This window comes from Actinomadura madurae (assembly GCF_047130825.1).
GTDB classification, from domain to species: Bacteria; Actinomycetota; Actinomycetes; order Streptosporangiales; family Streptosporangiaceae; genus Spirillospora; species Spirillospora madurae.
The window spans coordinates 4,829,917-4,850,383 of the sequence record NZ_CP083237.1 but is presented as its reverse complement, the minus strand read 5'-3'; the positions used below and the strand labels follow the sequence as shown (position 1 = coordinate 4,850,383).

Annotated in this window: 19 protein-coding genes; 12 read left to right on the top strand and 7 right to left on the bottom strand. The window is 72.1% G+C overall.

Features of this window, described 5'->3' with window-relative positions; genetic code table 11:
• Position 1 precedes the first annotated feature (1 nt).
• Both galK and galE read right to left on the bottom strand, forming a co-directional pair.
• Positions 2 to 1,138, bottom strand: a complete 1,137-nt coding sequence (galK, locus tag K8Z49_RS21855; RefSeq protein ID WP_412521119.1) for a galactokinase — start codon at positions 1,136 to 1,138, stop codon at positions 2 to 4.
• On the bottom strand, positions 1,135 to 2,088 hold the full coding sequence (galE, locus tag K8Z49_RS21850; RefSeq protein WP_021598679.1) for a UDP-glucose 4-epimerase GalE: 954 nt from the start codon (positions 2,086 to 2,088) through the stop codon (positions 1,135 to 1,137). Before galE ends, galK begins: the two co-directional genes overlap by 4 nt.
• A gap of 81 nt (positions 2,089 to 2,169) precedes the next feature.
• Here galE and K8Z49_RS21845 point away from each other — a divergent pair, with 81 nt between their 5' ends.
• The 4 genes from K8Z49_RS21845 to K8Z49_RS21830 all read left to right on the top strand — a co-directional run bounded on the left by K8Z49_RS21845 (position 2,170) and on the right by K8Z49_RS21830 (position 5,995).
• A complete protein-coding gene (locus K8Z49_RS21845) occupies positions 2,170 to 3,120 on the top strand; it encodes a hemolysin family protein (protein ID WP_412520532.1) in 951 nt (316 codons plus the stop codon).
• An 18-nt stretch (positions 3,121 to 3,138) separates the two neighbouring features.
• Positions 3,139 to 4,212 (top strand): tryptophan--tRNA ligase, encoded by a 1,074-nt coding sequence (gene trpS / locus K8Z49_RS21840; RefSeq protein ID WP_021598681.1) that lies wholly within the window; start codon positions 3,139 to 3,141, stop codon positions 4,210 to 4,212.
• A complete protein-coding gene (locus K8Z49_RS21835) occupies positions 4,202 to 4,834 on the top strand; it encodes a 2'-5' RNA ligase family protein (RefSeq protein ID WP_412520530.1) in 633 nt (210 codons plus the stop codon). Before trpS ends, K8Z49_RS21835 begins: the two co-directional genes overlap by 11 nt.
• A 117-nt stretch (positions 4,835 to 4,951) precedes the next feature.
• A complete protein-coding gene (locus K8Z49_RS21830; RefSeq protein ID WP_412520528.1) occupies positions 4,952 to 5,995 on the top strand; it encodes a YihY/virulence factor BrkB family protein in 1,044 nt (347 codons plus the stop codon).
• Here K8Z49_RS21830 and K8Z49_RS21825 read toward each other — a convergent pair.
• Positions 5,965 to 6,393 carry a nuclear transport factor 2 family protein gene (locus K8Z49_RS21825; protein ID WP_021598684.1) on the bottom strand — a complete coding sequence of 143 codons (429 nt, stop codon included), beginning with the start codon at positions 6,391 to 6,393 and terminating at the stop codon, positions 5,965 to 5,967. The two genes, K8Z49_RS21830 and K8Z49_RS21825, sit on opposite strands and share 31 nt — an antisense overlap.
• 126 nt (positions 6,394 to 6,519) lie before the next feature.
• A complete protein-coding gene (locus K8Z49_RS21820; RefSeq protein ID WP_412520526.1) occupies positions 6,520 to 7,749 on the bottom strand; it encodes a D-alanyl-D-alanine carboxypeptidase family protein in 1,230 nt (409 codons plus the stop codon).
• A 484-nt stretch (positions 7,750 to 8,233) separates the two neighbouring features.
• On the opposite strand from K8Z49_RS21820, the gene K8Z49_RS21815 reads away from it, so the two are divergent.
• The 8 genes from K8Z49_RS21815 to K8Z49_RS21780 all read left to right on the top strand — a co-directional run bounded on the left by K8Z49_RS21815 (position 8,234) and on the right by K8Z49_RS21780 (position 18,657).
• Positions 8,234 to 9,400: a glutamate--cysteine ligase gene (locus tag K8Z49_RS21815; protein WP_021598473.1), complete on the top strand. Its 1,167-nt coding sequence runs from the start codon at positions 8,234 to 8,236 to the stop codon at positions 9,398 to 9,400.
• A 424-nt stretch (positions 9,401 to 9,824) separates the two neighbouring features.
• Positions 9,825 to 11,066, top strand: coding sequence for an amidohydrolase (locus tag K8Z49_RS21810; RefSeq protein ID WP_024936145.1), 1,242 nt, complete (start codon positions 9,825 to 9,827; stop codon positions 11,064 to 11,066).
• A 301-nt stretch (positions 11,067 to 11,367) separates the two neighbouring features.
• Positions 11,368 to 12,426, top strand: coding sequence for a BMP family lipoprotein (locus K8Z49_RS21805; RefSeq protein ID WP_412520524.1), 1,059 nt, complete (start codon positions 11,368 to 11,370; stop codon positions 12,424 to 12,426).
• Between the two features lie 207 nt (positions 12,427 to 12,633).
• Positions 12,634 to 14,241, top strand: a complete 1,608-nt coding sequence (locus K8Z49_RS21800) for an ABC transporter ATP-binding protein (RefSeq protein ID WP_021598476.1) — start codon at positions 12,634 to 12,636, stop codon at positions 14,239 to 14,241.
• Positions 14,238 to 15,560, top strand: coding sequence for an ABC transporter permease (locus K8Z49_RS21795; RefSeq protein WP_244938445.1), 1,323 nt, complete (start codon positions 14,238 to 14,240; stop codon positions 15,558 to 15,560). Before K8Z49_RS21800 ends, K8Z49_RS21795 begins: the two co-directional genes overlap by 4 nt.
• A complete protein-coding gene (locus K8Z49_RS21790; protein ID WP_412520521.1) occupies positions 15,557 to 16,915 on the top strand; it encodes an ABC transporter permease in 1,359 nt (452 codons plus the stop codon). The genes K8Z49_RS21795 and K8Z49_RS21790 overlap by 4 nt, the downstream gene beginning before the upstream one ends.
• A gap of 52 nt (positions 16,916 to 16,967) precedes the next feature.
• Entirely contained in the window at positions 16,968 to 17,372 is a 405-nt protein-coding gene (locus K8Z49_RS21785; protein WP_021595207.1) for a cytidine deaminase, read from the top strand.
• A 10-nt stretch (positions 17,373 to 17,382) separates the two neighbouring features.
• The gene (locus K8Z49_RS21780) at positions 17,383 to 18,657 is read left to right on the top strand and encodes a thymidine phosphorylase (RefSeq protein ID WP_412520519.1); all 1,275 of its coding nucleotides are present in this window, start codon (positions 17,383 to 17,385) and stop codon (positions 18,655 to 18,657) included.
• A gap of 4 nt (positions 18,658 to 18,661) precedes the next feature.
• Here the strand turns inward: K8Z49_RS21780 and K8Z49_RS21775 are convergent, their stop codons facing one another.
• From K8Z49_RS21775 to K8Z49_RS21765, 3 genes are all read right to left on the bottom strand, one after another.
• Positions 18,662 to 19,384, bottom strand: a complete 723-nt coding sequence (locus K8Z49_RS21775; protein WP_412520517.1) for a hypothetical protein — start codon at positions 19,382 to 19,384, stop codon at positions 18,662 to 18,664.
• Positions 19,385 to 19,796: 412 nt separating this feature from the next.
• Complete coding sequence (locus K8Z49_RS21770) at positions 19,797 to 20,099, bottom strand: hypothetical protein (RefSeq protein ID WP_412520515.1); 303 nt, start codon at positions 20,097 to 20,099, stop codon at positions 19,797 to 19,799.
• A gap of 58 nt (positions 20,100 to 20,157) precedes the next feature.
• Positions 20,158 to 20,406 carry a hypothetical protein gene (locus tag K8Z49_RS21765; protein ID WP_412520513.1) on the bottom strand — a complete coding sequence of 83 codons (249 nt, stop codon included), beginning with the start codon at positions 20,404 to 20,406 and terminating at the stop codon, positions 20,158 to 20,160.
• Between the last annotated feature and the right edge of the window lie 61 nt (positions 20,407 to 20,467).

The window sequence follows — 20,467 nt, the reverse complement described above, 5'->3', positions numbered from 1 at the left end:
GTCAGTGGAGGCGGCGGGCGCCCGCCGAGGGGGTGGCCTCCAGGAACGCGGGGAGCGTCCAGGAACGCTTCTCGTAGGCCGCGGTGATCGCGTCCCGCACCGCGGCGGCGCGGGACGCGGGGGCCAGCACGATGATCGAGCCGCCGAAGCCGCCGCCCACCATGCGGCCGCCGCGGGCGCCGGCGCGCAGCGCGGCGTCGACGGCCGTGTCGGCCTCGGGCCAGGAGATCTCGAACTGGTCGCGCAGGGAGAGGTGCGAGGCGTTGAGCATCGCGCCGAGCTCGGGGAGGGCGCCCGCGTGCAGCAGGCCGACGGTGGCCTCGACGCGGTGGTTCTCGGTGACGACGTGCTGGACGCGGCGCCGCAGGACGGGGTCGGGCAGCGTCCCGAGGGCGGTGGCCAGGTCCTTGACGTCACGGAGGGCGTCCACGCCGAGAAGCGACGCGGCCTCCTCGCATTCGGTGCGGCGGCGGCCGTAGTCTCCTTCGGAGAGGGCGTGCGAGGCGCGCGTGTCGACCACCAGCAGGGCCATGTCCGATGCGGCCGGGTCGAACGGGACCTGCGACGACAGCTCGCTGCGGCAGTCCAGCATCAGCGCGTGGCCGGCGGTGCACAGCAGGGACGCCGACTGGTCCATCAGCCCGCACGGCACGCCGACCTGCTCGTTCTCGGCGCGCTGCGCGAGCCGGGCCAGGGCCGGGCGGTCGATCCGCACGCCGTGCAGGTCGCACAGCGCGAGCGCCGTCGCGCACTCCAGGGCGGCGGACGAGGACAGCCCCGCGCCCTGCGGCAGGTCGGAGTCGATCAGCAGGGACGCGCCGCCGGTGCCGTGCTCGCGCAGCACGCGGGCGACGCCGACCGGGTAGGCCGCCCAGGCCCGCTCGGGCGGCCAGTTCTCGGAGACGACCGGCCCGCCCGCCACCGGAGCGGTGACGGCGGTGGCGGCCTGCCGCGACCGGACCTCGACCATGCCGTCGTCGCGCCGCGCCGCGGCCACCGAGACGCCCAGGGACATGGCGAACGGCAGCACGAAACCGTCGTTGTAGTCGGTGTGCTCACCGATCAGGTTGACCCGGCCGGGCGCGTGCCAGACGCCCTCGGGGGCGCGCCCGAACGCCTCGCGGAACGCCTCGATCATCGCGAGCGCAGGAAGGTCCACGCGTCATCGATCATGGTGCGCAGGTCGCGTTCGGGCTTCCAGCCGAGCTCGGCCTGGATCTTCTCCGACGAGGCGACCAGCACGGCCGGGTCCCCGGCGCGGCGCGGCGCCACCTCGGCCGGGATCTCGCGGCCGGTGACCTCGCGGCAGGCCTCGACGACCTCCCGGACGGAGTTGCCGGTGCCGCTGCCCAGGTTGAAGACCTGGTGCGTGCCCGGCGCGCACGCGTCCAGCGCGAGCAGGTGCGCGCGGCCGAGGTCGGTGACGTGGATGTAGTCGCGGATGCAGGTGCCGTCCGGCGTCGGGTAGTCGTCGCCGAACATCCGCACCGTGTCGCCCTCGCCCTGCGCGATCTTCAGCACGTTCGGGATCAGGTGGGTCTCGACCGTGTGCCGCTCGCCGTGCCGCCCGTGGGCGCCCGCGACGTTGAAGTACCGCAGCGACACCCCGCCGATGCCGTGCAGCCGCGCGTACTCGGCCAGCGCCGTGTCGATCGCCAGCTTGGACGCGCCGTAGGGGTTGGTGGGGCGGGTCGGGTCCGTCTCCAGGATCGGCGTCGACTCCGGCTCGCCGTAGGTCGCGGCCGTCGAGGAGAACACGATCCGGGGGACGCCCGCGGCGCGCATCGCCTCCAGCAGGGCCAGCGACTCGCCGAGGTTCTTGTCCCAGTACAGGCCGGGCTTCTCGACGGACTCGCCGACGAGCGACTTGGCGGCGAAGTGCAGCACCGCCTCGAACCCGGCGCCGCCGAGGACGTCCGCCGCGGTGTCGCGCAGCGTGCCGCGGACGAGCCGGGCGCCGTCCGGCACCGCGTCCTCGTGGCCGGTGGACAGGTCGTCCAGCACGACGACCTCGTGTCCCGCCTCCAGGAGCAGGGCGGAGACGACGCTGCCGACGTAGCCGGCGCCTCCGGTGACGAGCAGCTTCACTGACGGACCTCCTTGAGGAGACTCTCGGACGGCGGGGTGCGTCCAGGCTATCCGGAACGCCGAACGGGGAAGGCTGAACCCATGGACCGGACGCCGCCCCGGCCGCCCGCGAGGCCCGCGCGCACCCTGGCGCGGCCCCTGGTGTGGCTGCTGTCGAGTTCGACCGATCTCGTCGTGCGGCTGTCGGGCGGTGACCCGCACGCGCTGCGGGAGGAGCTCACGGCGGAGCGGATGCGCGCCCTCGTGGCGGAGAACACCCAGCTCACCGCGGACGAGCGGGCGCTGATCGGGGAGGTGTTCGCGGCGGGGGAGCGGCCGCTGCGGGAGGTCCTCGTGCCGCGCACCGAGGTGGTGTTCCTGGACGCGGCGCTGCCGCTGACGGCCGCCGCGCGCGCCGCGTCGGGCAGCCCGCACTCCCGGTTCCCCGTCTGCCGCGACTCCCACGACGAGGTGATCGGCTTCGTGCACATCCGCGACCTGCTGGCCCCCGACGCGCCGGACGGGGACCCGCCGGACGGGGACGCGCCGGTGGGCGACCTGGTGCGGCCGGTGAAGTTCCTGCCGTCCTCCAAGCGGGTGCTGCCGGCCCTGACCGAGATGCGCCGCGAGGGCTGCCACCTGGCGATCGTCATGGACGAGTACGGCGGCGTCGCCGGGATCGTCACGCTGGAGGACCTGCTGGAGGAGCTGATCGGCGACATCCGCGACGAATATGATGTGCAGGACGCGCAGGCGCGCCGCCTGCACGGCGGGGTGGTCGAGGTCGACGGCCTGCTCAACCTGGACGACTTCGCCGCCGAGACCGGCATCCGGCTGCCGGCCGGGCCGTACGAGACGGTCGCCGGGCACATCATGGCGGTGCTGCGCCGGGTGCCCGCCGAGGGCGACTCGGTGGAGGCCGGGGGCCGCCGTCTCGCGGTGGCCCGGATGGACGGCCGGCGGGTGGCCCGCGTGCGCGTCATGCCGCGCGTGGCGCCGAAGGCCGCGGTCACCGGAGGGGCCACCGGCGGCGGAACCGCAAGCGACACCTGAGAGAATCGGTCCGTGCACATGCCCGAAGCGTCCCGCCCCGAAGCGTCCGCCGGAACGGCCGCGGCCAAGCCGCGCGTGCTGTCCGGCATCCAGCCCACCGCCGACTCGTTCCACCTCGGCAACTATCTGGGCGCGCTGCGGCAGTGGGTCTCGATGCAGGACACGCACGACGCGTTCTACTGCGTGGTCGACCTGCACGCCATCACCGTCGAGCACGACCCCGCGCTGCTGCGCCGCCGGACGAAGGTCGCCGTCGCGCAGCTCCTCGCGATGGGCCTCGACCCCGAGCGCGCCACCGTGTTCGTGCAGAGCCACGTCCCCGAGCACGCGGAGCTGGCGTGGGTGCTCAGCTGCCTCACCGGGTTCGGCGAGGCGGGCCGGATGACGCAGTTCAAGGACAAGTCGTCCAGGCAGGGCACCGGCGGGACGAGCGTCGGCCTGTTCACCTACCCGATCCTGCAGGCCGCCGACATCCTGCTGTACTCGCCCGACCCCACCCGGGGGAAGCGGGCGCTGCGCGTCCCGGTCGGCGAGGACCAGCGGCAGCACCTGGAGCTGACCCGCACGCTCGCGCAGCGGTTCAACCACCGGTTCGGCGACACCTTCGTGCCGCCGGAGGCGCACATCCCCGAGGGCGCCGCGAAGATCACCGACCTGCAGGAGCCGGACGCGAAGATGAGCAAGTCCGCGTCCTCCCCGCAGGGGATCATCGACGTGCTGGAGGAGCCCGGCCCGATGCGCAAGAAGATCATGCGCGCGGTCACCGACACCGGCACCGAGATCGTCTACGACGAGGAGAAGAAGGCCGGCGTCACCAACCTGCTGCGGATCTTCTCCGCGCTGGAGGGTACGCCCATCCCCGACCTGGAGCGCCGGTACGAGGGCTCCGGGTACGGGCGGTTCAAGAAGGACCTCGCACAGGTCGTCCTCGACACGTTCACGCCGATCAGGGAGCGCACGCTGAAACTGCTGGACGACGAGGAGCAGCTGGACCGGCTCCTCGCCCAGGGCGCCCGGCGCGCCTCCGACGTCGCCGCCGGGACGATGGAGACCGTGCGCGAACGGGTGGGATTCGTGGGACGTGGTCGCTGACCGTCCCCCGCGCGACGCCGCCGCGGAGGGCCCCGCCGGGGCGCCCTCCGCGACGGGCGGCGCGGTCGCGGGCGCCGGCGAGGGGACGCGCACGATCGGCGTCGCCATCCCCATCCCCGACCCGCACGGCTCCTTCCTGCAGGCCAGGCGCGCCTCGTTCGGCGATCCGCTCGCCCACGCGATCCCGACGCACATCACGCTGCTGCCGCCGACCGTCGTGCGCGAGGCCGACCTGGACGCCATCGAGGAGCATCTGCGCGGCGTCGCGCGCACCGAGACCCCGTTCCCGATCAGGTTGCGCGGCAGCGGAACGTTCCGGCCGGTGTCGCCGGTGGTGTTCGTGGCGCTCGCCGAGGGGATCGGCGGCTGCGAGCGCGTCCAGACGAAGGTTCTGTCGGGCCCGCTCGCCCGGCCGCTGCCGTTCCCGTACCACCCGCACGTCACCATCGCCCACCACCTGCCCGACGACGTCATGGACCGGGCGTTCAAGCAGCTCGCCGGGTACAGCGCCGACTTCGAGGCGTGGGGGTTCTCCCTCTACGAGCACGGGCCGGACGGCGTGTGGCGTCCGGAGTGCGACTTCATCTTCGGGAACGGCGTCATCCGGTCGCCCAGGCGCTGACGGACGCCTCCCCAGCGCCGCGCGGACGGCGCGCGGCCGGCACGCCGAAAAACGCTGTGTTCAACGGATGATTACGGTCTGCCGCATCGACGGGGCTCCCCCGGGTACGTTGCGTGCATGCGGCAGGTGATCGGCAAGGTCCAGCGGCAGAGCGAGTCTCTGTTCGGCAAGGGAAAGGACCTGCTGCGCAAGACGCGGGAGCGCCGCCCGTGGTTCGACCACCAGGTCCGCGCGCTGGAGCGGTACCAGGACCGCCGCGGCGACCGGCTCGCCGCCGCCCTCACGTGCTACGCGTTCCTGTCGTTCTTCCCGCTGCTGGCGCTGGCCTACGCGCTGCTCGGCTACCTCGTCGGGGTCAGCGACGAGGCCCGCGACTACTTCGTCCAAGCGATCAGCTCGCAGCTGCCGGGGCTCGCCGACCAGCTGGACGTCGAGCAGATCGCCCGGTCCAAGACCACCGTCGGGGTCGTCGGCCTGATAGCGCTGCTGATCACCGGGCAGGGGTGGGTGCAGGTGCTGCGCGAGTCCCTGCGCGACATCTGGGGCAACGAGCCGGGCGGCGGCGGCAACTTCTTCCTCAAACGGCTGTGGGACCTCGGCGTGCTGGGCTTCCTCGGCCTGATCCTCGTCTGCGGCATGGCGGTCACGACCGTCACGACGTCCGCCACCCACACCGTCCTCGACTGGTGGGGGCTGCAGGACGTCCCCGGCGCCGGCACCGGGCTGCGGCTGCTGTCGCTGACCTGCGCGATCTTCTTCGACACCGTGGTCTTCCTGGTGCTGTTCACCCGGCTCTCGGGGACGCGGGCGCCGTGGCGGCGGATCATCCGCGGCGCGGTGTTCGGCGCGGTCGGCTTCGAGGTCCTCAAGCAGATCGCGGCGCTGCTGCTCGGCCGGACGACCGGGAACCCCGTCTACGGCACGTTCGCCGTGCTGGTCGGGCTGATGGTGTGGATCAACGTGGCGTCCCGGTTCGCGCTGTTCGTCGCCGCCTGGACGGCGACCCGCCGCGTCGTCCTCACCGCCGACGCCGCCGACCCGGAGAACCGGACCGACCGCGCCGAGGCCGAGGCGCTTCAGGAGCAGAAGGCGTCTCAGGACCAGAAGGCCTCTCAGGACCAGAAGGCCTCTCAGGACCAGAAGGCGTCGTCGGCGTACTGATCCTCCGCCAGCGTCCGGATCTCGGTGATCTTCCCGTCCCGGATGCGGAACAGGTCGACCGCGCGGCCGTCCAGCACCCGTCCCGGCCGTTCGGCGTAGGTCTGCACGAGGGCCGCGCCGTACTCGTCATCGGCCATCACCGAGTAGGGCTCGGCACGGAACGTCCCGCCGGACAGCTCGAACAGCCGGACGTAGAAGCCGAGGACCTCCTCGGGCGTCCGGTACTCCCCGCAGATCGGCCCGCGCCCCGGGACGCGGTGGACGACGTCGTCGGCGAGCAGCCCGCGGATGAGCTCCATGTCGCCCTTGGCGAAGGCCGTGTAGCCGTCCTTCAGTAGCGTCACGTTCGGATGCTCAAGGGCGGACACGCCGGGCGCGGTGACGTACAAGTCGGACATGGCGCCGTTTCCTCCCGCGGCACCGGTCCGCCGTCTCGCGGCAGCGGCGAGGTCACCGGCGCCACCGCGAGCGTAAGCCCGCCGGGCCCGCCCCGACCATACCCGGGGCGGGCGGTGAGGGAAGCTTTACCGGCCGGTTCCCTGGCGGGCCGCCTCCAGCCGGCGCCGCCGCCGCAGCACCACGAACAGCGCGGTGATCGCGAGCAGGGCGCCGACCGCGCCGCCGCCGACGAGCAGCCACCGGCGGGACGAGTCGTCCGAGGCGAGCGGGGCGTCCGGCAGGACGCCGGAGTCCCGCTCGCCGGTCTTCTCGGCCTGCTCCGGCGGCACCAGCGTGCCCACCGGCTGGACCTTGCCGCGGGCGGCGAAGCCCCAGTCGAGGAGCTTGGCGGCGTACGCCGACGGCGGCCGGTCCGCCCGCATCAGCGAGATCACGATCGTGTGGCCGCCGCGCCGCGCCTCCGCGACGAAGGTCTGCTGCGCGGCGATCGTGTAGCCGTTCTTGCCGCCGAGCATTCCCTGGTAGGCGTTCCGCTCGCCCGGCAGCATGCGGTTGTGCGTGTGGATCGGGTACCCGCCGACCTTCTTGCCCTTCTTGCGCTCCTTCTTGGTCGGCGGCGCGGGGAACTTGTGGTCGATGGCCTGCATGTAGGCGCGGTACTGCGGGTTCTTCATCCCCTCGCGCAGGATGAGCGCGAGGTCGTAGGCGGAGGTGTGCTGCGTCCGGACGCTGAGCCCGAGGTCCTTGTCCAGCCCGTTCGGCGACCCGGCGAGGGTGTCGTGGGCGTTGATCCGCTTGGCCTCGGCGTTCATGGCGGCGAGGGTCTGCTTCATCCCGCCGGCCGCCTCGGCCAGCGACACCGCCGCGTCGTTGGCCGACATCATCAGCAGCGCGTGGAACAGGTCGGAGACCTTGTAGCGCATCTTGGGCGTGAGCCCGACCTTGGTGCCCTCGACGTCGCACGCCTTCTGCGACGGCCGGACGAGCCGGTTCGGGTCCAGCCTGGGGACGAGCGCGAGCGCGGTGAGCGTCTTCAGCGTGCTCGCCGGCAGGTACTGCCCGTGCGGGTCCTTGGCGGCCAGGACCTGGCCGGTGTCGGCGTCCGCGATCAGGTACGAGGCCGCCTTGATCCGCGGCGGCGCGGGCACGCCCGGGGCCTTCCCGGCGACGATGCCGCGGGTGGCGAGCTGCGGCCCGCCGACCGGCTCGGGCGCGGTGGCCCGCGCGTGCGGTGCCGCCGCGGCGGGCGCGGCGGCGAAGGCCGGTGCGGCCGCGAGCGAGGCGGCGGCGATCGGTACCGTGAACACCGTCAGGGCGCGGCGGACGCCGGCCGGCCCTCGTCGCTGTGGTCGCAAGCTCCCGACGCTCCTCACTCCCACGGAAGCTCCATCGCTCCCGGCGCGCATGCGCCCAACGCCCATGACTCCCCCGAAGACTAGGCGACGTATCCGGCGAAGGGGTACCCGGACGTGAAGACGGCAAGCACGGGACAGAACGCGACCCAGGGTGCACAGGTGATCTCACGGTACGTAAGGGGCGCCCGCTCTTGGTCACGGCGAGTCATGGAAGGTATTTTGGGACGGGCTGACTAGTTCGATCTAGTGGTGCCATCGGCAAGATCGATGACCGAAAAGTAGGACCCCCACCCGCCCGCCGACCGTCCGCATGAGTCAATTGATCCGCAAAGGGCATGGACACCCGGCAGGGTGGCGGGCACGGACGCCATCATGGAGTGAACACGTGACCTGGACCGGCGTTTGTCCAGGCTTAGGGACCCGCTGGCTGAATAGCGCCACGTGCCACGCAACGACCTGCAAGGATTGTGGACGGAGGTTGGCCGTGGCCATTGACTTCACCGCATCGAACGGCGCGACGCTCGGCGTCGAGTGGGAGATCCAGCTCGTCGATGCGGAGACCAGGCACCTGCGGCAGGACGCACGCGAGGTGCTCGCCGCCCTGCCCGCGCTCAGCGAGGACGGCGACAACCCGCGCGTCCGCCACGAGCTGATGGAGTCGACGGTCGAGGTCGTGACCGGCATTTGCGACACCGTGGGCGCGGCCAAGGCCGACCTCTCCGGGACGCTGTCCACCCTCCGCGGCGCCGCCGCCGAGCGCGGTCTCGCGCTCGCCTGCACCGGCACCCACCCGATCAGCGACTGGCGGGACGCGGTGATGGCGCCGATGCGGCGCTACGCCCAGCTGATCGAGGAGATGCAGTGGCTGGCGCGGCGCATCCAGACGTTCGGCGTTCACGTCCACGTCGGCGTCTCCGACGGCGCCAAGGCGATCCCGATCGTCAACGCGCTCTCGTCCTACCTTCCGCACTTCCTCGCGCTCACCGCGTCCAGCCCGTTCTGGACCGGCAGCGACACCGGCCTCGCGTCCTGCCGGGCGGTGGTCTTCGGCCAGCTCCCGACGGCCGGGCCGCCCCACCTGCTAGACGACTGGGCGGCCTTCGAGGATTACATGGACACGCTGATGCGTTCGGGAACCATACGGAGCATCAAAGAGGTCTGGTGGGACATCCGCCCGCATCCCGACTTCGGCACGGTCGAGATCAGGATGTTCGACGGGATTCCCACCCTGCGAGAGGTGGGCATGGCGGCCGCGCTGTGCCAGAGTCTCGTCACGCTCTTCGAGCAGCAGCTCGACCGCGGCTACACCCTCCCGCGGCCGGCGGCCTGGGTGGTGCGCGACAACAAGTGGCGCGCCACCAGGTACGGGCTCGACGCCATCGTGATCACCGATGACGCCGGGAACACCGCGCCGCTCCGCGACGACCTGTACGAGCTGATCAGGGAGCTCGAACCGGTGGCCGACCGGCTCGGCTGCGCCGAGGAGCTGAAGGTCGCCGGGGAGGTACTGGAGCACGGCGCCCCGTACGAGCGGCAGCGCGCGATCCGCGCCGAGGGCGGGACGCTGGAGAACATCGTCGACGCGGCGATCACCGAGCTCGCGGAGGACAGGTTCGTCACACTGGGGGAGGTCGTACATGCCGGAGCCTGATGAGGAGCCGGAACGCACGGCCGACCCCGCGAACGCCGGTCCCGCGGACGCGGGCCCCGGCAACGCCGGTCCCGCCGGCCGCGGTCCGGCGGACAACGAGAAGGTTTCCGAGAACACGCGGATCACCGGGCGGACGCCGTTCGGCTCCGCCGTCGCGCAGGGGGCGCACATGACCCAACCGGGACCCGGGGTGATGCCCGGCCTTGAACCACCCACCGCCCCGGGGCCCGCGGGCCCCGAGGGCCGCGACCTGCCCGGCGAGGCCGGATCGCGGGCCGCAGTGACACCGGGCGCCCCGCCCCGGGACGCTCTCCCGCAGAACGCCCTCCCGCAGAGCACGGCGCCGCAGGGCGCGGTGTCGGAGGGCGCCGAGGAGGAGCAGGGCCGGCCCGCCGCCGCGGGCGTTCCGCGCATCCCCTCCGTGCTGGGCGGCGCCGTGCTGCAGCCGCAGCTCGACGCGTTCCTCGCCGAGCACGAGGACGAGCTGATCGCGTTCCGCCGCGACCTGCACATGCACCCCGAGCTGGGCTACGCCGAGCACCGCACGACCAAGAAGCTCGCCGACCGCCTCCGCGCGGCCGGCCTGGAGCCGGTGATCCTGCCGAAGGGCACCGGCCTGTTCTGCGACATCGGCCCCGCCGAGGGCACGACCGTGGCGCTGCGGGCCGACATCGACGCGCTCCCGCTGCAGGACGAGAAGGAGGGCGTGGAGTACCGGTCCACGGTCCCGGGCGTCGCGCACGCGTGCGGCCACGACGTCCACACCGCGATGGTGCTGGGCGCGGGCCTGTTCCTGGCGCAGCAGGCCGAGGCCGGGCTGCTGCCGGGCCGGGTCCGGCTGCTGTTCCAGCCCGCCGAGGAGACCCCGGGCGGCGCGCTGGACGTGATGGCCGCCGGCGGCATCGCGGGCGTCGACCGCGCGTTCGCGCTGCACTGCGACCCCCGCATCGAGGTCGGCCAGCTCGGGCTGCGCACCGGCCCGATCACCGCGGCCTGCGACAAGGTGTACGTGAAGGTCACCGGCCCCGGCGGGCACACCGCCCGGCCGCACCTGACCGCCGACCTCGTCTACGCCCTCGCCAAGATCGTCACCGAGCTGCCGTCCGCGCTGTCCCGGCGCGTCGACCCCCGCTCCAGCCTGTCGCTGGTGTGGGGGCGGGTCTCGGCCGGGTCCGTCGCCAACGCCATCCCGGACGACGGGATCGCCGAGGGCACCGTGCGCTGCCTGGACGACGAGGCGTGGCACCGGGCGCCGGAGATGATGAAGGCGCTGCTGCAGTCGGTCGCCGCCGCCTACGACGTCGAGGCGTCGCTGGAGTACGTCCGGGGCGTCCCGCCGACCGTGAACGAGGCGGCCAGCGTGCAGATGTTCCGGGACGCCGCCGCGCAGGTGATGGACGAGGACGGCGTCGTCCCGACCCCGCAGAGCCTCGGCGGCGAGGACTTCGGCTGGTACCTGGAGTCGATCCCCGGGGCGCTGGCCCGGCTCGGCGTCCGCACCCCCGGTTCCCCCGGCGAGTACGACCTGCACCGCGGCGACTTCGACGTGGACGAGCGATGCGTCGCTGTGGGCGTCCGGGTGCTGAGCGCCACCGCGCTGACCGCGCTGTGGGAGGGCGGCCGTCCCGGCGACGCCGAGCCGATCGAGGGCGCCGCGCTCGCCTGACCCCCCGTCCCCGCGCCTCCTGCCTGGTCCCGGCTTGATCACACCCCATCGATCACCGGGAGTAGCGGCCCGGTGCGGCTCCCCGCCCCCTCGGTTACCCTCTGGTCTGGCGGTCCGGCACCCCGGACCGCGTGCCCGATCGGCGCGCTGACCTGTGGCGATATGCGTACGCATTGGTAACGGACCTGTTGCGAATCCGTGCAGGCGGGAAGTTTGCCCGCATTCGCGAGGTAGCGTCCGATCGATTTCGGTGACCGGACCGGTCGCCGGACCGTGGGTGGGGAACGGAAGGAGCGCTACCTTGCGCCGTGGACTGAAGATAACGCTCGTCACCGTGACGGGTGCGGCGCTGACGTTCAGCGCATCCGCGTGCGGAGGCAAGAAGGCGGACACCGGTGGTGGCGGCGAGGGCGACAAGAAGACCCTCAAGATCGGCCTGGCCTTCGACATCGGCGGCCGCGGTGACCAGTCCTTCAACGACTCGGCCGCCGCGGGCCTCGACAAGGCCAAGAAGGACCTGAACGTCCAGACCGAGGAGATCTCGGCCAAGCCCGACGAGCCGGACTCCGACAAGGAGTCCCGCCTGCGGCTGCTGGCGAACAAGGGCTACAACGTGGTGATCGGCGTCGGCTTCGCCTACACCGCCTCGATCAACAAGGTCGCCAAGGACTTCCCGGACACCAAGTTCCTGGTCGTGGACGCCGACCAGTGCAAGGTCGAGGGCGCGAACGTCAGCGGCGCCTGCTTCTCCGAGGAGCAGGGGTCCTACCTCGTCGGCGCCGCCGCGGCGCTGAAGTCCAAGACCGGCACGATCGGGTTCATCGGCGGCGTCAACGTGCCGCTGATCAACAAGTTCTTCGCCGGGTACCAGGCCGGCGCGAAGAAGGCCAAGCCGGGGATCAAGGTGCTGCCGGCCAAGTACCTGACCCAGCCGCCGAACTTCAACGGCTTCAAGGACGCCGGCCTCGGCAACGAGGCCGCCAAGGGCCAGCTCGACCAGAACGCCGACGTGATCTACCACGCGGCGGGCGGCGCGGGCATCGGCGTCATCAAGACCGTCGGCGCGAAGAAGAAGTGGGCGATCGGGGTCGACTCCGACCAGTACAACCAGCCCGCGGTCGCCGGCGTGAAGGACTACATCCTCACGTCCATGGAGAAGCACGTGGACGTCGCGGTGTTCGACTTCGTCGAGAGCGTCGCCAACGGGTCCTTCAAGGGCGGCACCAAGCAGTACAACCTGAGCAACGACGGCATCGGCTACGCCACGTCCGGCGGCCACGTGGACGACATCAAGGCCAAGCTGGACGAGTTGAAGGCCGACATCGTCAGCGGCAAGATCACGGTCCCGACCAAGGCCTGACACCGCGGCCGGGGCGCGGGTCCTCCCGCGCGGTGACGTGACGGGCCGGTTTCGCCCGGCCGTAATCGCGCACCGGGCGTCACCCTCGCGGGTGGCGCCCGGTGCGACGGTACGTCCCGGCCGTTTCGCAGCAGGCCCGTTCCACGGCACGTCCGGACGGCGGACGCGTCCGCAGACAGCACGTTCGAGGCAGGAGGAGGGGCACTCGTGCCTGACCAGGTGCCGGCCGTGCGGCTGACATCGATCACCAAGCGGTTCCCCGGAGTGGTGGCCAACCGCGACATCAACCTCACCATCGAGCGCGGCGAGGTGCACGCGCTCTGCGGGGAGAACGGCGCCGGCAAGTCCACGCTGATGAAGATCCTCTACGGGATGCAGAAGCCGGACGAGGGCACCATCGAGGTCGGCGGCGAGCAGGTCCACTTCCGGACCCCGGCGGACGCGATCGGCCGCGGCATCGGCATGGTGCACCAGCACTTCAAGCTGGCCGACAACCTGACCGTGCTGGAGAACGTGGTCCTCGGCGCCGAGCCCCGCGTCCGCGGCCGCGTCCTGGACCTCCTGAACTGGACGATCCAGATCATCTGGCGGATCCTGCCGCTGCGCGGCGAGGCGCCCCGCGTCGGCCCCATCGACTTCGCCGCCGCCCGCGCCGAGATCACCCGGATGTCGGAGGCCTACGGGCTGCGCGTCGACCCCGACGTGCTGGTCGAGACGCTCGGCGTCGGCGACCGGCAGCGCGTGGAGATCCTCAAGGTGCTGTACCGGGGCGCCCGCGTGCTGATCCTGGACGAGCCGACCGCGGTGCTCGTCCCGCAGGAGGTCGACGAGCTGTTCGGCAACCTGCGGGAGCTGCGCGCCGAGGGCCTCACCGTGCTGTTCATCTCGCACAAGCTGGACGAGGTGCTGACCGTCGCCGACACCATCTCGGTGATCCGGCGCGGCACGACGGTCGCGACGCGGCTCGACCCGCGGGAGGTCACGTCCCGGCGGCTGGCCGAGCTGATGGTCGGGTCGGAGCTGCCCACCCCCGAGCTGCGCGAGTCGACCGTCACCGAGGACGTCCAGCTGGACGTCGCCGGGCTGACCGTGCTCACCCCCGAGGGCCGTCCCGTGGTGGACGACGTGTCGCTGCGCATCCGCCGCGGCGAGATCGTCGGGCTGGCCGGGGTCGAGGGCAACGGGCAGACCGAGCTCATCGAGGCGATCATGGGCATCCGCCACGCGGACGCCGGGACGATCCGGTACGGAAGCGACGACATCACGTCGTGGCCGACGCGGCGGCGCCGGGAGGGCGGCATCGCCTACATCCCGGAGGACCGGCACCGGCACGGGCTCGTCCTGGAGGGGACGCTCTGGGAGAACCGCATGCTGGGCCACCAGACCCAGCGGCCCAACGTCCGCGGCCCGTGGGTCGACCGGCGCGGCGCCCGCCGCGACACCACCCGGATCGTCCAGGCCTACGACGTGCGGACGCCCGGGATCGACGTGCCCGCCGCCGCGCTGTCGGGCGGCAACCAGCAGAAGCTGATCGTCGGGCGGGAGATGTCCGGCGACCCGCACCTGCTCATCGCCGCGCACCCGACGCGCGGCATCGACGTCGGTGCCCAGGCCGCCATCTGGGAGTACCTGCGGCAGGCCCGCGCGGACGGGCTGGCCGTGCTGCTGATCAGCGCCGATCTTGAGGAACTCATCGGTATGTCCGACACCCTGCACGTGATCCTGCGGGGGCGGCTGGTCGCGGAGGTCGATCCGCGGACCGTCACCCCCGAGGAGCTCGGCTCCGCCATGACCGGCGCCGGAGCACCCTCATGAGCGACGACCCGAAGGACACGCCGCCGCCCGGCGACGACGAGCCCACGGACAAGCCCGCCGACAAGCCGACGGACGAGCCCGCCGCCGGGTCGTCCGGCGGCGACGGCGGCGGGGTCGACATGGCGAAGGCGGGGCCGCCGGCGGGCGCCCCGGAGCCCGTGCCGTCCTGGAAGGCGATGCTGCGCGGGCTCGGCCCGCAGGGGCTCGGCCTGAAGGTCGGCGCGCCGGTGCTGGCGCTGCTCATCTCCCTCGGCATCACGATGATCCTGCTGCGGATCACCGGCGCGGACCCGGTCAGCTCGATCCAGAGCATGGTCGAGTACGGCACCACCGAGAACTCGATCGTCGACATCCTCAACCGCGCCACCCGCTACTACCTGTCGGCGGTCGCGGTGGCGATCGGCTTCCGGATGGCGCTGCTGAACATCGGCGTGGACGGCCAGTACCGGCTCGCCGCGTTCCTCGCCGCCGCGCTCGGCGGGGCGCTGGCGCTGCCCGCCCCGTTCGGCCAGCTGCTGGTGATCGTCGCGGCGATGGTGGTCGGCGGGCTGTGGGCCGCGATCGCGGGCGTGCTGAAGGTCACCCGCGGGGTCAGCGAGGTGCTGTCCACGATCATGCTGAACGCGATCGCGACCGGGCTGATCGCCTACCTGCTGAACGACAAGCGGCTCGCGGACGTCCGCCCGGGGAGCAACAACGTCGCGACGCCGCAGATCCCCGAGTCGGGACGCGTCGGGGGCCTCAACGGCTTCCTGGCCTCGATCGGGATCGACCTGCCCGGGGACGTGTACGGCCTGCTGCCGCTCGCGATCCTCGTCGGCATCGTGTTCTGGGTCGTCATCAACCACACCCGGTTCGGGTTCGACCTGAAGGTGTCGGGGCTGTCGGCCTCGGCCGCGCAGGCCAGCGGCGTCAACGCCCGCCGCATGATCGTCTACACGATGGTGGCGTCCGGCGTGGTGGCCGGGCTGATCGGCATGCCGGAGCTGCTCGGCGCGTCCTACGAGTACTCGCTGAACTTCCCGGCCGGGCTCGGCTTCACCGGCATCACGGTCGCGCTGCTCGGCCGCAACCATCCGGCCGGCATCGCGCTCGCGGCGCTGCTGTTCGCGTTCCTCGACCAGACCTCCGACGTGCTCCAGGAGGTGGACGTGCCGAAGGAGATCGTCGGCGTGATGCAGGGCGTGGTCGTGCTGACCGTCGTCATCGTGTACGAGCTGGTCCGGCGCTGGGAGATCCGGCTGCAGCAGCGGGCCGTCGCCGCCGAGCTGGCGACCGGCCACGACCTGGCCCGCGAGGCCGCTGGGAGTGCCTCATGAGCGCCGCGACCGAGACCGTGCAGGTCAAGAAGGCCGCGAACGGCAAGCGCCGGCTGCGCTGGCCGCACTACCTGCTGATCTCCTCCGGGCTGCTGGTGCTGCTGTCGCTGGTCCGGGTGATCGACGACGCCGACCCGGTGACGTCCAGCGGGACGGTCAGCGCCGCGCTCCGCCTCGCCGTGCCGATCTTCCTCGCCGGGCTCGGCGGGCTGTGGTCGGAGCGGTCCGGCGTGATCAACATCGGCCTTGAGGGCATGATGATCCTCGGGACGTGGACGGGCGCGTGGGCCGGCTACCAATGGGGGCCGTGGATCGGCGTCCTCGCCGGGATCATCGGCGGCGCGCTCGGCGGCCTGCTGCACGCGATCGCGACCGTGTCGTTCGGCGTCGACCACATCGTGTCCGGCGTCGCGATCAACATCCTCGGGCTCGGCCTCACCCAGTTCCTCGCCGGGCTGATCTTCGACAAGGGGGAGGCGAAGGCGCTCGGCGGCGGGCCCCGGCAGTCGCCGCCGGTCGACTCGATCCAGACGCTGACGCTGCCGGTGCTGTCCGGCGGCAGGATCGGCGGCTGGCAGAGCCCCGACTGGCTCGGCTCGCTGGAGGACCGGCACTGGTTCCTGCTGTCCGACATCGCGGGCATCCTGCGCGGCCTGACCAGCGACATGTCGCTGCTGACGCTGGTGTCGCTGCTGCTCGTCCCGCTGACGTTCCTGGTGCTGTGGCGGACGCCGTTCGGGCTCCGGGTCCGGTCGTGCGGCGAGGACCCGTACGCCGCCGAGTCGCTCGGCGTGCAGGTGTACCGGATGAAGTACGCGGCCGTGATGATCTCGGGCGGGTTCGCCGGCCTGGGCGGCGCGTTCCTGGTCACCGTGGCGGCCCCGTTCTACCAGGACGGCCAGACCAACGGGCGCGGGTTCATCGGCCTCGCCGCCATGATCTTCGGCAACTGGCGCCCCGGCGGGCTCACCGCGGGCTCGCTGCTGTTCGGCTACACCGACGCGATGAACGTGCGCGGCGGCGGGCAGGCCGTCCACGCGCTGCTGCTGTTCGTGGCGATCCTGCTGATCGGCGTCGCGGTATGGCAGGCGCTCCGGGCGGGCCGGCTGGGCCCGCAGGCGGCGACGGACGTGGCGCAGCGCCGCGACATGCGCAACGCCTACATCGGCTCCGCGCTGTCGCTGGTCGCGGCGGTCGCGCTGCTCGCCTGGTTCCTGCTGAGCGACATCGTCCCGGGCGAGCTGGTCTCGTTCACGCCGCACCTGACGACGCTGCTCGTCCTGGCCCTGGCCAGCCAGCGGCTCCGCATGCCCGCCGCCAACGGGTTCCGGTACCGCCGCGGTGAGGCACGTTGACCGGGGGGTCTGGGGGGTCGTCCCCCCAGAAAGGTGAGGCACGATAACCCGTATGAGTGTCGACTGGCCCGTCCTGCGCGATGCCGCGCGGGAGGCGATGACGCGTGCGTACTGCCCGTACTCCGGTTTCCCGGTCGGCGCCGCCGCCCTGGTGGACGACGGCCGGGTCATCACCGGCTGCAACATCGAGAACGCCTCGTACGGGGTCGGCCTGTGCGCGGAGTGCTCGCTCGTGTCGGCGCTGCACGGCCCGGGGAAGGCGGACCGGCCCCGGTTGGTCGCCGTGGCGGTCGTCGACCGGCACGGCGACCCGCTGATGCCGTGCGGGCGCTGCCGTCAGCTGCTGTGGGAGCACGGCGGCGCCGCGATGCTGCTGGAGACGACCCGCGGCATCCTGCCCATGTCGGACGTCCTGCCGGACGCGTTCGGCCCCGACGACCTTGTTGAGCGAGCCTGAGAGGACGGCCGTGGACGCCATCGATGTCATTCGCGCCAAGCGGGACGGCGGGACGCTGACCCCCGAGCAGATCGACTGGGCGGTCGACGCCTACACGCGGGGCGCGATCGCCGAGGAGCAGATGTCGGCGCTGGCGATGGCGATCCTGCTGAACGGGATGTCCCGGCCCGAGGTGGCCCGCTGGACCGAGGCGATGATCCGGTCCGGGGAGCGGATGGACTGGTCCGCGCTGGACCGCCCGACCACCGACAAGCACTCCACCGGCGGCGTCGGCGACAAGATCACCCTGCCGCTGGCGCCGGTGGTGGCGGCGTGCGGGGCGGCCGTCCCGCAGCTGTCGGGGCGCGGCCTCGGCCACACCGGAGGGACGCTCGACAAGCTGGAGTCGATCCCGGGGTGGCGGGCGTCGCTGTCGAACGCCGAGATGCTGGACGTGCTGCGCTCGGCGGGCGCGGTGGTCTGCGCGGCGGGGAGCGGGCTCGCGCCCGCCGACCGCAAGCTCTACGCGCTCCGGGACGTGACCGGGACGGTCGAGTCGATCCCGCTGATCGCGTCCTCGATCATGTCCAAGAAGATCGCCGAGGGCACGGGCGCGCTGGTGCTGGACGTGAAGGTCGGCTCGGGCGCGTTCATGAAGACGGCCGCGGACGCCCGCGAGCTGGCCGAGACGATGGTCGCGATCGGCACCGACCACGGCCTGCGCACGGTGGCGCTGCTCACCGCGATGGACCGTCCGCTTGGCAACGCCGTCGGCAACGCGGTCGAGGTCGCCGAGTCCGTCGAGGTGCTCGCCGGGGGAGGGCCGTCCGACGTGGTCGAGCTGACCCTGACGCTGGCGCGGGAGATGCTGGAGGCCGCCGGGCTCTCGGGCAAGGACCCGGCCGACGCGCTGCGGGACGGCTCGGCCATGGACGTCTGGCGGCGCATGATCACCGCGCAGGGCGGGGACCCGGACGCGCCGCTGCCGTCCGCCCGCGAGACCCACGTGGTCAACGCCCCGTCCTCCGGGGTGCTCACGCGGCTGGACGCCTACGGGGTCGGGGTCGCGGCGTGGCGCCTCGGCGCCGGCCGGGCCCGCAAGGAGGACCCGGTGTCGTTCGGCGCGGGCGTCGTCTGCCACGCCAAGCCGGGCGACGCGGTCAAGGAGGGGCGGCCGCTGCTGACCCTGCACACCGACGACGAGACCAGAATCAGCCGCGCCCTCGAAGCGCTGGGCGACGCGTACGAGATCACAGAGACGGGGAAGCCGTCCCTGCACCCCCTGGTCATCGACCGGGTCTCCTGACGGATCAGCTCCCGTACCTTGCGAAGCACCTCAGCGACGGGTCGTCGTCCTTGGTGCCCCGCTCGTCGCACTTTCCGCCTATCCCGACAGTGGGAGAGACCTCGTAGCCGTCCGGGTCGGCATCGAGCTCGCCGTCCGGGTTCTTCGGCGTCCGCTCGGCCGTCCGCACCCACATGACCGTCGTAGACGACCATTCAGGCGACATGGCGAAGCTGCTGAGGGAGGTCTTCGCGTCGTTCATATCCTGCCCGTCGTAGCAGGTGACCGCGCGGTCCCAGTATTGGTTCTCATTGCCATCGCTGAAGGAGACCGGCATCTTCTGTTCCTGCGGCCAGGAGAATCCGCCGGTCTCCGGAAATTCCATGCTGACGTCCGCCGTAGCGACGTAGTACACCTTTCGGTCGGACGTGGTCGCCCCGCCATTAGAGAGGGTCTCGTTGGACCTGATGATCGCGTCGCACGGCTCAAGAATGGCGCTGCGTTCCACGATCTGCTGCTTGTGCCAACGGACGGTCATCGTGGCCTTGTAGCCGTCTTCGGTGGTGATGTCGAAGACGGTGGTCTTTGTGACCGGCCCGAAAGCCGGCGACGGCGTGGGCGTCGGTGTCGGCGTCTCGCTCGCGACGACCTCCGCCGTGGCGGAGGTCGTCGGGGCCGCCGCGTCCGGCTCGTCCGCACCCGACCCGCATCCGGTGAGTAGGAGCGGTGCCGCCGAGCAGACGGCCACCAATCCTCCGCGCCAGGTCGACATCCGTCCGAAAACCCGATCCCCGCCCATGCGAATACCCCCGTGCCGCCGTCTGTGCCCCGTCCGTGAGAACAGACGCCGGTAAACAAACGACTGTCCCCCGAAATGCAATATTCGCATAGCGGACTGTGTGTACTCCACGGGGTGCGCGCCGTTTCACTGACCGTCTCTGGACGGCGTTTGCCGTGTTTTCCCGGTGCCCGAAACGACAACTTTCCGCTTCGACGGCCGCCTATGGTCGAACCCGCTGAGCGACCGGCCCCGCCGCTCCGGCGGCGGGGCCGCCGCCCTCACCGGCTCCCGCTGAGGTAGCCGAAGAACCATCCGGCCACCATGCAGGAGCCGCCGAACAGGAGGAGTTGCAGCGTCACAGAGCCCACCCAGGCGATGCTCACGCGACCCCCAGCTCACGGACAAGCCGACCGACGACGCTCTGGACATTCCCCACCGGCGCGATCGGGCGCCCGTCCGACCAGGTGAACCACCACCCGGACCGGACGTAGTCGCACCCGAGCTCGACCGTCCGCCGGGACCCGCCGACCCGGACGACGCTCACCCACGCGACGCCCCGCCGCTCCACGACCCCGCACGCCAGCTCCGGCCGCAACTCCACGGCGGCCCGCAGTGCGCCAAGGTGGATACGCCGGTCGTTGCGCGTCGCGGTGAGGACGCCGGTGTGCTCTCCCGAAGACATGTGTTCCTCCTCTGTAAGACGGCGCGGCCGGGGGGACGCGCCGTGCTCGAAGGCGGCGTCAGAGCTTCCGGGCCCGCGCTTCCTCGGCCTGCCGCAGCAGTGCCTTCCGCAACAGGGGCGCGCTGGGGAACATCAGCGTCGGCTCGACGCCGGCCCGGGGGTCGTGCAGGCTGGCGACCCATTCGCCCAGCCGGCCGTCCCGCTTCACGGCCCGCCAGATCCGCCACCCGCCGAAGTCGTCCCGCAGCCGCCCCAGCTCCCGCTCGTCCCGCTCCCGCGCATCCATGAGGAACCTCTGATCACTCACCCGACCGATTTCGTGTGACCACCCTCACAGGTTCGACTACTCTTAGGAATCGACCGAGCAC